Annotated in this window: 10 protein-coding genes and 1 pseudogene; 5 read left to right on the top strand and 6 right to left on the bottom strand. The window is 72.6% G+C overall.

Features of this window, described 5'->3' with window-relative positions; all coding sequences use genetic code 11:
* The first annotated feature begins 65 nt into the window (after positions 1–65).
* On the top strand, positions 66–1481 hold the full coding sequence (locus ACIRR8_RS00465) for a Bcr/CflA family efflux MFS transporter (RefSeq protein WP_404057387.1): 1416 nt from the start codon (positions 66–68) through the stop codon (positions 1479–1481).
* Positions 1482–1516: 35 nt separating this feature from the next.
* Here the strand turns inward: ACIRR8_RS00465 and ACIRR8_RS00460 are convergent, their stop codons facing one another.
* On the bottom strand, positions 1517–2815 hold the full coding sequence (locus ACIRR8_RS00460; protein ID WP_404057385.1) for a hypothetical protein: 1299 nt from the start codon (positions 2813–2815) through the stop codon (positions 1517–1519).
* A 240-nt stretch (positions 2816–3055) separates the two neighbouring features.
* Here ACIRR8_RS00460 and ACIRR8_RS00455 point away from each other — a divergent pair, with 240 nt between their 5' ends.
* Positions 3056–4066 (top strand): small ribosomal subunit Rsm22 family protein, encoded by a 1011-nt coding sequence (locus tag ACIRR8_RS00455; RefSeq protein WP_404057383.1) that lies wholly within the window; start codon positions 3056–3058, stop codon positions 4064–4066.
* Here the strand turns inward: ACIRR8_RS00455 and ddaH are convergent.
* Positions 4063–4911, bottom strand: a pseudogene (ddaH, locus tag ACIRR8_RS00450) (dimethylargininase); the annotation flags it as partial. The gene ACIRR8_RS00455 and the pseudogene ddaH overlap by 4 nt on opposite strands.
* Positions 4912–5090: 179 nt before the next feature.
* Here ddaH and ACIRR8_RS00445 point away from each other — a divergent pair.
* A complete protein-coding gene (locus ACIRR8_RS00445) occupies positions 5091–5738 on the top strand; it encodes a TetR/AcrR family transcriptional regulator (protein WP_404057381.1) in 648 nt (215 codons plus the stop codon).
* 152 nt (positions 5739–5890) lie between these two features.
* On the top strand, positions 5891–6637 hold the full coding sequence (locus ACIRR8_RS00440) for a bifunctional DNA primase/polymerase (RefSeq protein WP_404057379.1): 747 nt from the start codon (positions 5891–5893) through the stop codon (positions 6635–6637).
* 85 nt (positions 6638–6722) lie between these two features.
* On the opposite strand, the gene ACIRR8_RS00435 is transcribed toward ACIRR8_RS00440, so the two are convergent.
* The 4 genes from ACIRR8_RS00435 to ACIRR8_RS00420 form a co-directional block, all read right to left on the bottom strand.
* Positions 6723–7718 (bottom strand): hypothetical protein, encoded by a 996-nt coding sequence (locus ACIRR8_RS00435; RefSeq protein WP_404057377.1) that lies wholly within the window; start codon positions 7716–7718, stop codon positions 6723–6725.
* Positions 7719–7862: 144 nt separating this feature from the next.
* Positions 7863–8705 (bottom strand): heme ABC transporter ATP-binding protein, encoded by an 843-nt coding sequence (locus ACIRR8_RS00430; RefSeq protein WP_404057375.1) that lies wholly within the window; start codon positions 8703–8705, stop codon positions 7863–7865.
* Positions 8702–9880, bottom strand: coding sequence for a FecCD family ABC transporter permease (locus ACIRR8_RS00425; protein ID WP_404057373.1), 1179 nt, complete (start codon positions 9878–9880; stop codon positions 8702–8704). Before ACIRR8_RS00425 ends, ACIRR8_RS00430 begins: the two co-directional genes overlap by 4 nt.
* A complete protein-coding gene (locus ACIRR8_RS00420) occupies positions 9877–10941 on the bottom strand; it encodes a hemin ABC transporter substrate-binding protein (protein WP_404057371.1) in 1065 nt (354 codons plus the stop codon). Before ACIRR8_RS00420 ends, ACIRR8_RS00425 begins: the two co-directional genes overlap by 4 nt.
* Positions 10942–11093: 152 nt before the next feature.
* Here ACIRR8_RS00420 and ACIRR8_RS00415 point away from each other — a divergent pair, with 152 nt between their 5' ends.
* Positions 11094–12560 carry an HtaA domain-containing protein gene (locus tag ACIRR8_RS00415; protein WP_404057369.1) on the top strand — a complete coding sequence of 489 codons (1467 nt, stop codon included), beginning with the start codon at positions 11094–11096 and terminating at the stop codon, positions 12558–12560.
* Positions 12561–12622: the final 62 nt, after the last annotated feature.

Genomic DNA, 12622 nt, shown 5'->3' with positions numbered 1-12622 from the left:
AGAGGTATCGACCACTCCGGCCGAGCTGAGAGCATAGATGTGGATTCAACGATGCGGAGAAGAGAATGCCGGACAGCGGCGGCAGCCGGGCCCAGCGAGAGCACATACCCACCTCCGGGACCGGTCCCGGACCCGACAGCGCGCCGCTCACCCCGCACGGGGACGCCGGCGCCCTCTCCGTCGACCCGGGTGCCCCGCAGGTCACGGCCCCCGCCGGTCTCCCAGCGGCCCCGGAGGCAGGCGGCCCGACCGCCCCGGCGGTCAAGGCGGCCCGGCGCACCGGGTTCCTGGTCACCATGGTCCTCGGCGGGCTCACGGCCCTGCCGCCGCTCTCCATGGACATGTACCTCCCGGCGCTCCCGGCCGTCACCGACTCCCTCGCCGCGCCCGCCGCCACCATCCAGCTCACGCTGACCGCCTGCCTGGCCGGAATGGCGCTCGGCCAGCTCGTCGTCGGCCCGATGAGCGACCGCTGGGGCCGCCGCAGGCCGCTGCTGCTGGGCATGGTCGTCTACGTCATCGCCACCGCGATCTGCGCGCTCGCACCCTCCGCCGGACTCCTCATCGGCTTCCGCCTCCTCCAGGGGCTCGCGGGCGCGGCGGGCATCGTGATCGCCCGGGCGGTGGTGCGCGACCTCTACGACGGCGTGGAGATGGCCCGGTTCTTCTCCACCCTGATGCTGATCTCCGGCGTCGCGCCGATCATCGCACCGCTCATCGGCGGGCAGGTGATGCGGTTCACCGACTGGCGCGGCATCTTCGTCGTGCTCACCGGCGTCGGCATCGTGCTCACCCTGGTCGTCTGGAAGTGGCTGCACGAGACCCTGCCGCCGGGCAGCCGCCACACGGGCGGCATCGGCGAGGCCCTGCGGACGATGCGCGGGCTGCTCGCCGACCGGGTCTTCACCGGCTACATGGTCACCGGCGGGCTCGCCTTCGCCGTCCTCTTCGCGTACATCTCCGCCTCGCCCTTCGTCGTCCAGGAGATCTACGGAGCCTCGCCGCAGACCTTCAGCCTGCTGTTCGGCCTCAACTCGATCGGCCTGATCGCCGTCGGCCAGATCAACGGCAAGCTGCTGGTGGGCCGGATCGCCCTGGACAAGGTGCTCGGCTTCGGGCTCGCCGTCATCGTGCTGGCGGCCGTGGCGCTGCTGCTCATGACGGCGGGCGTGTTCGGCGAGGTGGGCCTGGTCCCCGTCGCGGCCGGACTCTTCGTGCTGATGTCGGCGATGGGTGTGGCGATGCCCAACACCAACGCCCAGGCCCTCATGCGGACCAAGCACGCGGCGGGCTCGGCCTCCGCGCTGCTCGGTACGTCCTCGTTCCTGATCGGGGCGATCGCCTCGCCGCTGGTCGGGATCGCGGGGGAGGACACGGCCGTGCCGATGGCGGTCGTGCAGCTGGTGTGCGCGGTGGCGGCGGTGGGCTGCTTCCTGGGGCTCTGCCGGCCGTGGCAGCGGGCGGGTAAGGAAGCCCTCTAGGGGATGTCCTGCCCCCTTTCGGGAGGGCCGGAGGGTCAGTCGGTACGGGGATAGCCGAGCAGGCGCGTCCGCTCCTGGCGGTCCGTCCAGCGGAACACCCCGACCCCCGTCGTCTCCAGTCCCGGCAGCCGGGCGTTGCGTGACAGCTGCCCGACCGTCCAGTCCGCGAGGTCCACCGCGACCGGCAGCCCGACGCCGGAGAGCGCCTCGGCGGCGTCGCGCGCGTTCTCGGCGCCGTACGCGATGCCGTCGTCCGTCACGGTGGCCAGCGTCAGATGGGCGGCGCCGTCCGCCGCCTCGAAGCAGTGGCCCCGGCCCGCCGCCAGGTCGAAGGCCAGGTTCCCGGCGATCAGATGGTCGCCCGACGGGGAGAGGACGGCCTGCGGGTAGCGGCCCGGCTTTATGGCGGGCCGGTGGCACTCCACCGAGACCAGCGCCTTGCCGGTCGCCGCGTCGTGCACCGTCCACAGCTCGTGGGTGGCGGCCCGCTCCGCCTTCTTCGCCAGGGCCCACTTCGCCAGCACCCGGCCTCCGGCCACCGACGTCACCACGCCGCTGCCCCGGTCGACGCCCTTCGGCGCCACGTTCCGGCTGAACCAGCCGCCGCGCACCCAGAACTCCCGGGTCCCGCCGACGAGCAGCCCAGCCCCGGTCTGCCCGTACACCTCGGTGAGCTGCTTGCAGGACGGGCAGCCCTTGGGGTACTTCAGCTCGTCCGCGCTCAGTTCGGAGACCGTGCCGGTGACCGGGTCGACCAGTGTGCTGTTGGCCTTGCCGTCGCTGATCACGATCTCCGGGCCGTTCGTGTCGACGTCCGGGGCGCCGGACCACGGCACCTCGACGCGCTGCCGGGCGCCGTCCGTCACGTCGTACACGTCGAGCGAGACGAAGGTGGACGCCGGGGTCATCCCGTCGCCGACCTTCCCGTACGACCAGGTCACGAAGTACTGCCGGTCGCCCGCGGTGACGGTGGCGAGCCTCGGGTAGTGCAGCGGGTCCGGCGGCCGCCAGGCCTGGCCCTGCCAGCCGAGCCTGCCGGTGGCGGTGTCGACGGTGCGCAGCCGGTAGCGGTTGCCGTCGAGGCGTTCCAGGTAGGCGAGGCGGCCCGTCGCGTGGGAGACGGCGACCTCGGGGGAGGAGCCGATGATCTCCCAGCCCCGGCCGGTGGTGTACTGCGGCGGGACGGTGAGCCGGGTGACCGTCCCCGCGCTCGGCATCACCCGCTTCACCGGGACGGTGTCCTCCGGGTCGGAGCCGCAGGTCGCCAGGAGGAGGAGCAGGGCGAGGAGGACGACCCCGCCGACGAGGGCCAGCCGCACGACCTTCTGCCTCATGGCTCCCCCGATGGAACGGACGTGATGTGGTGCCTGGTGCGGTGCGTCCCGTTGCCTCGCGGCGCACGGCCGGTGCGCGCCCGGTGCCGATCTCGCGCGGGCCAGCGTAGCAACTGGCCATCCACGGCGTGGAGTTCGTGGAAAACCGGTTACGCGGCTCCGTCGCAGGGCCCCCGTACCCCTCCCTGGCCGGGCCGGGCGGAATGCGCCGGCCGGGGCGCCTCCGCCTACAATTCGGCGGTGAACGCCACCCTCCCCACCGCCCAGTCCCTGCGCGCGGCCCTGGCCGGGCTGGTCGACGGGCTGCCGCCGAAGCAGGCCGCGCAGGCCGTCGACCGGCTGATCGCCAGCTACCGCGGGGAGACCCCGACGAACGCCCCGATCCTGCGGGACCGCTCCGACGTCGTCGCGTACGCCGCGTACCGGATGCCCGCCACCTTCGAGGCCGTACGCTCCGCCCTCGGTGCCTTCGCCGAGGCCGCGCCCGACTGGTCGCCCGCCACCCACGCGGACGTCGGCGGCGGCACGGGAGCGGCGAGCTGGGCGGTGGCCGAGGCCTGGGAAGGCGCGGCGACGACCGTCCTGGACTGGGCCGAACCCGCACTGGAGCTGGGCCGCGAACTGGCCGAGGCGTCCGGGGTGCCGGGGCTGCGGGGCGTGCGCTGGGAGCGGGCCCGGATCGGCGCGGCGCTGGAGCTGGCGCCGGCGGACCTGGTCACCGTCAGCTACGTACTCAAGGAGCTGACCGCGCAGGCCCGGGCCGAGCTGGTCGACGCGGCCGCCGAGGCCGGGCAGGCCGTGGTGATCGTGGAGCCGGGCACCCCGGACGGCTACGCGCGGATCATCGAGGCCCGGGACCGCCTGATCGCCGCCGGCCTGCGGATCGCCGCCCCGTGCCCGCACAGCGCCGCCTGCCCGATCGAGCCCGGCACGGACTGGTGCCACTTCTCGGCCCGGGTCAGCCGCTCCTCACTGCACCGCCAGGTCAAGGGCGGCTCGCTCAGCCACGAGGACGAGAAGTTCAGTTACGTCGCCGCCACCCGCTTCCCCACCACCCCGGCGCCCGCCCGGGTCACCCGCAGGCCGCAGATCCGCAAGGGCCAGGTGCTGCTGGAGCTCTGCACCCGCGACGAGGGCCTGGACCGCACGACGGTCACCAAGCGCCACGGTGAGCTGTACCGGGCGGCCAGGAACATCGCCTGGGGCGATCCCTGGCCGCCGGAGGGCCGGGAGGGCGACGACAGGCCCTAGCCCCGCAGCTCCTGTGTGCAGCACTTCACGCTGCCGCCGCCCTTGAGCAGTTCGCCCAGGTCCATCGGGACCGGCTCGAAGCCGCGGGCCCGGAGCGGGTCCAGCAGGCCCGTCGCCGCCTGGGGCAGCAGGACGTGGCGGCCGTCGCTGACCGAGTTGAGGCCGAACGCCGCCGCGTCCGCCTCCCGGGCGAGCAGCGCGTCCGGGAAGAGGCGGCGCAGGACGGCCCGGCTGCCGGGGGAGAAGGCGTCCGGGTAGTACATGATCTCGTCGGCCGCCGCGTCCAGCACGCAGAGCGCCGTGTCCAGGTGGTAGTAGCGCGGGTCCACCAGGTCGAGGCCGATGACCGGCAGCCCGAAGAACTCCTGGGCCTCGTCGTGCGAGAGCGGACTGGAGCGGAAGCCGCGGCCGGCCAGGAGGTAGGAGGCGGTGACCGCGAAGTCGCCCTCGCCCTCGTTGACGTGGTCCGGCTCCCGGATGTCGGCGAAACCGTTCTCCCGGAACCACTCGCGGTGGGCTTCGGCCTCCTCGTACCGCTCCCGGTAGGCGAACAGCGCGCCGAGCACCCGCCCGTCGATCACGGTGGCGCCGTTGGCCGCGAAGACCATGTCCGGGAGGTCCGGGCGCGGAGTGAGCAGCTCGACGGTGTGGCCGAGCGAGCGGTAGCGGTCGCGCAGGTCCTCCCACTGGGTCTGGGCCAGCGGCAGGTCGACGGGCTTGGACGGGTCCATCCACGGGTTGATGGAGTAGGTGACCCGGAAGTGCGTCGGAGCGCACATCAGGTAGCGACGAGGGGTGGCGTCACGGTTCAACTGGGGCTCCTCGCGATCGGCGGCCGGGGCCGCGGAACGGTGGGATGCGCACGGTCTGTGCGTGAGCCCATGGTGCGCCGTCCGGGCCGGATCCGCAGTGGACCGATCGGGTGGTTCGGTAGATCGTCCTACGGAGGCCTGCCGGTGGCCCGTTTCCGGCGGATCTCGGGCAAGACGATACGTATCGGCTCGTTCGGTACTAGATTGGACCCATGGCACCCCACAAGGCACCCGACTCCAGCCGCCGCAGCGACCGCTCCCGCCGGGCCATCTACGACGCGGCCCTCGCCCTCGTCGGCGAGAGCGGCTACCGGCGTACGACGATCGAGGGTATCGCCGCCCGCGCCGGGGTCGGCAAGCAGACGATCTACCGCTGGTGGCCCTCCAAGGCGGCCGTCCTGATGGAGGCCTTCCTCGACCTGGCCGCCCGGGCCGCCGAGGAGGCGAACCCGCGGGCCGGCGGTGGTGCGAAGGAGGGCGGCGCCGAGTACGGCATCCCCGACACCGGTGACCTGGCCGCCGATCTGAAGCTCGTCCTGCGCGCCACCGTCGACGAGCTGAACGACCCGCTGATGGAGGCCCCCACCCGAGCGCTCACCGCCGAGGGCATCGTCGACGCGAAACTCGGCGCCGAATTCGTCGAGAAGCTGCTCGACCCGCAGCTCGCGTTGTATGTCACACGGCTGGAGGCCGCCAAGGAGGCCGGACGGCTCCGTCCCGACGCCGATCCGCGCATCGCCCTGGAGCTCCTGATCGCGCCACTGACCCACCGCTGGCTCTTGCGCACCCTCCCGCTCACCCACGCGTACGCCGACACGATCGTCGACTACGCCCTCGGCGGGCTCACTCCGCGACCTTGATCCTTATCCGTTATGTGATGACATCGGACGTGATGGTGCTCACTCGGTGCAGTGGTACACGGCCTCACTGGTGAACTCTGGCCACCCCGCCCGCCGGATGGTGCGACCATGGACAGGCAACGCTGAGGTGAAATGCTGAGGTGAGGGGATAGATGGGCGCCGATTCCGGCCGTTTCCGCGGCACAGAGAGCAAGATCTCCCAGTGGCTGCGGCGACGTCCCAAAGCACCGGAAGCCGAAGCGGACGGGACGGCCCGGGTGGAGCTGCTCCTGGCTGTCGCCGACGCGGGCATGCCCATCGCTCCCGCCGCCCACCCCCTCGGCTACCGATGTTCGTGCGAGCGCATCGGCTGTCCCACCCCCGCCCGGCACCCCATCTCCTTCGCCTGGCAGACGCAGTCGACCACCGACCGCGCCCAGATCGAGCGCTGGGCCCGCAGCCAGCCGCTGGCCAACTTCATCACCGCGACCGGCATGATCCACGACGTGCTGGACGTCCCGCTCACCGCCGGTCTCAGCGCCTTGGAGCGTCTTCTCGCGGCGGGCATCGACGTCGGCCCGGTCGCCCGGTCCGGCGAGGACCGGATGCTCTTCTTCACCGCCACCCGTGGCACTCCCGAGGACGAGGACGAGTGGTGGCCCTGCGAGCTGGACTGCCATCCCGAGACCATGGACGCCCATCCGGGCCTGCGCTGGCACTGCCGCGGCAGCTACGTCCTCCTGCCGCCCGCCCGGCTCCCCGGTGAGCTCGACGTCCACTGGGTGCGGGGTCCCGAGCACGAGCTGCCCGACCCGCTGACCCTGCTGGAGACGCTCACCGACGCCTGCGCCCGGTACGCGGGCAGCGCCGAGCAGAGCGAGCTGGACCACGACTCGATCGCCTGGCCGTTGAGCCGTTGAGTCTCTGAGCCGCTGAGTCGTCGAGCTGCTGAGGACGGGTTGAGTCGGCGAGGGTGCGGGGGCCAGGGGCGTTCCGAAGCGCCCCTCACTCGCCCTTCGCCGCGATCAGCCCCGGCAGCCGGTTCAGCATCCGTACCCGGCCGCCCGCGCCTGCGGCCTCGCCGCGCGCCGGCACATGCACCAGCTGGCTGGAGATCCGCTCCTTGGTGAGGCTGTTGGTGACCTCGCCGGTCATCAGCGCCTTCACATCCGCGTTGACCTCCGGCTTCAGCCCCTCCGCCGCCACCTGCCGCTCGAAGTGCTTGCTGTTGAAGAAGACCAGCGCCCCGCCGTCCTCGGTGCGCAGCCCGAGCGGCCCGAACGCGCCACCGGTCAGCGGCTGGTCGACGTACTGGTACGAGAACCCGGGCCGCCGGGTCGTACGGCGCGTCTCGCGCCACTGCGAGGTCGTCGTGCCCGCCGCGAACACGTCCGGCGTGCCCTTTTGCAGGTACTCCGTGTACGCGACGCTCAAGTCGGCCGGAGACACGGTCAGTTCCGTGCTCTGCGGCTCCACCGGCGTGGCGAGCCCGTCCTTGTCCCGGGTGAACTCCGGCATCTGGGACGGCAGGACGATCCCGAGGTACGACGCCTTCCACAGCGCGTCGGGACCGCTCCGTACGAACACCACCAGCCAGCGGGTGTCCAGCTTCCCGCCGTCCTCGTCCCGGTTGGAGTCGGTGTCCGCCAGGAACCAGCGCGGCCACCCCGCCTTCTTCGGGATGATGTAGGTGGCGTCCGTCAGTTCCAGGGGCCTGTGCGTCTTGTTGCCGTCCGGGCTGTACGTCTGCCGCGCCTTCAGCCCGGCCTGGTTGATCGCGCCGAGCGACCCGGTCACCCGGTCCGCGTCCAGCGCCGGATCGTACGCCTTGTCCGCCGCGTTGTAGGCGGTGACGAAGTCCGTCAGCGCCTGGGCCGCCTCGGACTCCGTCGCCCCGGGCAGCACTTCCAGCTCACCGTGGACCGTCACACAGCCGCTCGCCGTCACGCACAGCGCCGTGGCGGTCGCGAGCCCCGCCGTCAGTCGACCCAGCCTTGTCATCCGTTGCTCTGCGCCTTCTGCATCCGTCGCCCGCACTGACCGTCGAAACCCTACCGGGGCCGCATACGGCGTGCGGGCGCGGACCGGATACAGCGTCCACACCGTGACCTGGCGTCCCCGGAACCGGAGTTCGGGAAGCCGGGGTCAGGCCGGGCGGCGTACGGGGACGACCAGCGGGGTTCCCGTACGCGGATGCGGGAACACCTCCACCGGCTGCCGGTACACCTCGCCGAGCAGCTCCCCGTCGAAGATCTCCCGAGGCGGCCCCACCACCGCGATCCGCCCCTCGTGCAGCACGGCCACCCGGTCCGCGTACGCCGCTGCCAGCCCCAGATCGTGCAGGACCACCACCACCGCGTCCCCGGCCGCCGCCCGCTCCCGGCAGATCCGCAGCACCAGCTCCTGGTGGCGCAGGTCCAGCGCGGCCGTCGGCTCGTCCAGCAGCATCAGCGGGGCCCGCTGCGCCAGCACCCGGGCCAGCGCCACCCGGGCCCGCTCACCGCCGGAGAGCTCGGAGAACGGACGGGCGGCGAACCGGGTCACCTCGGTGGCCGCCATCGCCGCCGCCACGGCCGTGTCGTCCTCGTCCTCCAGCTCCGTACCGGCCCAGGGCGCGCGCCCCATCCGTACGACGTCCTCCACCGGGAACGGGAACGAGAGCACGGCGGACTGCGGCAGCACCGAGCGGCGCAGGGCCAGTTCGGGCGCGGTCCACTCGGCGGTGGAGCGGCCGCCGACCAGCACCTCACCGCTGCCCGGGGCCAGGTCGGCGGCGAGCGCGGCCAGGAGCGTGGACTTGCCGGCCCCGTTCGGACCGACCAGCGCCACCACCTCACCCGCGTGCGCGGTCAGGTCGACGGAGTCCAGCACCTGCCGCCCGCCCAGCCGGACCGAGACTCCGGTGGCCTGGACGGCGGGTGAGCCGGGCGCGACGGGCGAGGGCAGCTCCCGGCTCCGTACCGCGAACAGTTCTCTCAGCGTCCTCATGCCCAACCACCTTGCTTACGACGGGTCCTGCGCAGCAGCCAGAAGAAGAACGGGCTGCCGAAGAGCGCGGTCAGCACCCCGAGCGGCAGCTCGGCGGGGGCGGCCACGGTCCGGGCCGCGAGGTCGCCCGCCACCAGCACCAGCGCACCGCCCAGCGCGCTGCCGGGGACCAGGAAGCGGTGGCCGGGACCGTTCGCCATCCGCAGCAGGTGCGGGACGAGCAGCCCGACGAACGAGATGATCCCGGCCACGGCCACGGCGGCGGCCGTCAGCAGCGCCACGACCAGCACGAGCGTGATCCGCAGCCGCTCCACGTCCACGCCCAGATGGCGGGCGGGCCGCTCACCGAGAGCCAGGAGGTCCAGCTTGCGGGCGTAGAACGGGGCGATGAGCAGTCCGGCCAGCGCGCACGGCAGGACCGCCAGCACCTTGGGCCAGGTCGCCTGGGAGAGCGAACCGAGCTGCCAGAAGGTGATCTGGGTGATCTGCGCGTTGTCCGCGAAGAAGATGAACAGCCCGATCAACGCGCCCGCGAAGGCGTTGACGGCGATACCGGTGAGGATCAGCGTCACCACCTCGGTCCGGCCGCCCGAGCGCGAGAGCGTGTAGACGAGCAGCACGGTGGCCAGGCCCGCGATGAAGGCGAAGACGGTGATCGTCCAGTTGCCGAAGAACGTCAGCCCCAGCGCGATGGAGGCGACCGCACCGACCGCCGCGCCCGCCGAGATCCCGATGACACCGGGTTCGGCGAGCGGGTTGCCGAACACGCCCTGCATCAGGGCGCCCGCGCAGCCGAGCGAGGCGCCGACGAGCAGCGCGAGGACGACGCGGGGGAGCCGGACGTTCCACAGGACGCTCTCGCCGACCCGGTCCAGCGGCTGTCCGCCGAGCCCGATCCGGTGCTGCAGCGAGGCCAGGACATCACCGATGGGGATGGAGTACGCGCCGATCGCGGCGGAGAGCAGACAGCCGGCGAGCAGGGCGAGCGAGAGGCCGAGGGCGAGCACGAAGGCCTTGCTGCGCGGGGACTTGGGGGTGGCCTTCGCTTCGGCGGCGCCGTCGGGGGCCCCCTTGGAGAGCGGCTCTCCGGCAGCCGGGGCCTTGGAAAGGGCCGCCCCGGCCCCCGGGTCCGTGGACTCCGGCTCCCCGGTGCGTTCCTCGTACGACGTCGTCACCGGCCCGTGCCGCCCTTCGGGTACAGCTGCTCGACGATCTCGGCGAGCACCCGGTCGGTGCGCGGGCCGTAGTTCAGCAGCACGCCGTCGTCGATCGAGACGACCCGGCGGTCCATCCCGGCGGGCGTCTCCGCGATGCCGGGGATCTTCACCAGACCGTCCATGCCGCCCACCGAGTCGAGCCCCTTGCTCATCAGCAGGATCGCGTCGGGCGCGGCCTTGGCGAGCGCCTCGCTGGTGATGGCGGTGAAGTCCTTGTTCAGCCCGGAGGTCTTGCCCGCGTCGACCGCGCCCGCCGCCTCCAGCAGCGAACTCGCCCCCGACTCCGCGCCGCCCAGCAGATAGACGGAGGCCGAGCCGCGCAGGTAGAGGAAGGCGACCCGCGGCTTCTTGCCGTCCGCGTGGTCCGGGATGGTCTTCTGGACGGCCGCGATCCGGGACTCGGTCCGCTTCTTCAGCTCGGTGCCGGCCGCCGGTACGCCGAGCACCTCGGCGACCGTGTCGATCCGGCGGCCGACGTCGGCGAGCTCCTTCGCGGGGTCGACGACGACCAGCGGGATGCCCGCGTCACGGATCTGGTCGATCGCCTCGCGCGGACCGGTCGTGGTGTCCGCGAGGACGACGGTCGGCTTGAGCGAGAGGACGCTCTCCGCCGAGACGTCGTGGGCGCGGGTCACCACCGGGAGTTTCCCGGCCTGTTCGAAGGTGGCGGTGATGTCCCGGGCGACGACCTGCTTCCCGAAGCCGAGGGTGAAGACGATCTCGCTCAGCGAACCGGTGAGCGGCACGATCCGGTCGGTGGAGTCGACCGTCACCTTCGTGCCGTCCGCCGAGTCCACCGTCACCGGCAGCTTCGGCGCGGGCGCGGCGGCGAGCGGCTCGACCCGGTCGGCGTCGGCGGAGCCCTTGGCGGGCATGGATGCGGAATCGTTGCCTCCGCCGCAGCCCGTCAGCAGCAGGGCGAGGGCCACCAGGACGGTGAGGGCGGCGCCGGTCCGGCCGCGGGCAAGCCGTCCGGCGTCCTGGCCCTGATGGGGGCCGTGGTCCTGCGTGATGCGCACGGGGCACCGTCCTGTCGTTCCGCGGTCTGTGAAAGGTGGTTCAGGTGTGACGTATGTGTCGGTGGTGTGGAGGTGTCGAAGGGGTTCCGGCCGGGGCTGGGAATACCTTAGGTTAGCCTTACCTGCACATCCAGCCCTCGGAGGGGTCCCTCATGCTGTCGTCCAGATCCGCCCGCGCGCTCGCCGTCGCGCTCCTCGCGGTGCTGCTGGGAGCGATGCTCCCCGCCGCCACCGCGCAAGCGGCCGGCCGTACGGTGCAGGGCGGACGGCTGGACTGGGGCATCAAGTCCTCCTTCCAGAGTTACGTCACCGGCCCCATCGCCCAGGGCAGTTGGAGCCTGACCGGCGGCGCCGCCACGGTCGGCGGCAGCCAGTTCCGCTTCCACTCCGCCAACGGCTCCTACGACCCGGCGACCGGCGCCTTCAGCTCCGGCTTCTCCGGCGGGGTGCACTTCACCGGCCACAAGAAGGCCGACGGCACCAGCGAGCTGGACCTCGTCATCAGCCGCCCCACCATCAGGATCAGCGGCGGCAGCGGCACGCTCTTCGCCGACATGGTCAGCAAGGAGCGGGGGACCGGCAAGGTCTCCAACCGTTCCCAGGTGCCGCTCGCCACGCTCGGCCTCGGCGGCATCGACATGAAGGGCGGCTCCACCCCCATCGCCCTCAGCAACGTCCCCACGACGCTGACCGCGCAGGGCGCGTCCGCCTTCGCCGGCTACTACACCGCCGGTACGCCGCTCGACCCGATCAGCCTCTCCGTGGACACCGAGGGCGCGCCTGCCGAGCAGTCGAAGCCGGCCCCGTCCGAGACGAAGGACGAGGGCACCGAGAAGGGCGAGGACGAGAAGAAGGACGCCGAGAAGGCCAAGGGCCAGGAGAAGGCGGGCCGGTTCGAGGACGCCGCGGTCGACTGGGGCGTCCGCCGCACCTTCCGCGAGTACGTCACCGGCTCCATCGGCCAGGGCAAGTGGACGCTCGCCGACGGCGCCCAGGACGGCGGGGCACTCTTCCGCTTCCCGCAGGGCAAGGGCACGTACGACGCGAAGAGGCAGACGCTGGCCGCGGACTTCGGCGGCAGCATCCACTTCACCGGCGCCCATGACCTGGACCTGAAGTTCGCCGGTGTCACGGTCGCCGTGGCCAAGGGCAAGGGCACGCTGTCGGCCGACGTCACGAGCGCGGGCAGCACCCGCAAGGACGTGCCCCTGATCACCTTCGCCGCCAAGGACTTCGCGCCGAAGGAGGGCCTCGCCGTCCTCACCGAGGTGCCCGCGGCGCTCACCGAGGACGGGGCCGAGGCGTTCGGCTCCATGTACAAGGCGGGCACGGAGATGGACCCGGTCTCGCTCGCCGTCGCCGTCGACGACAAGGCCCAGCTGCCGCCGCTGCCCGACCTCGGCAGCGAGCCGACGGCCGCCGCCGAGCCCACCGCGAAGCCCTCGGCCGAGCCGTCGGCCGAACCGGTCGCCGCCGCCTCCGACTCGGGGCCGGGCGCCGGGACGTACGCCGCGATCGGCGGCGGTGTGCTGCTCCTCGCCGCGGCCGCTGCGTTCTTCGCGCTGCGCCGCCGCAAGGCCGGCCAGGCCCCCGGTGCCGACGCGCCCCAGACCTCCTGACGCCCCCATGTGCGCTTTATGGTTCCTCATCCCCTCCCCCCACGCCTCCCTTCCTCCCCCCG

The sequence above is a fragment of the Streptomyces sp. NPDC101178 genome, assembly GCF_044767965.1.
In the GTDB taxonomy this organism is placed as follows: domain Bacteria; phylum Actinomycetota; class Actinomycetes; order Streptomycetales; family Streptomycetaceae; genus Streptomyces.
Note: the sequence above shows the minus strand (reverse complement) of the source record. Positions and strands in the feature narration are given on the sequence as shown.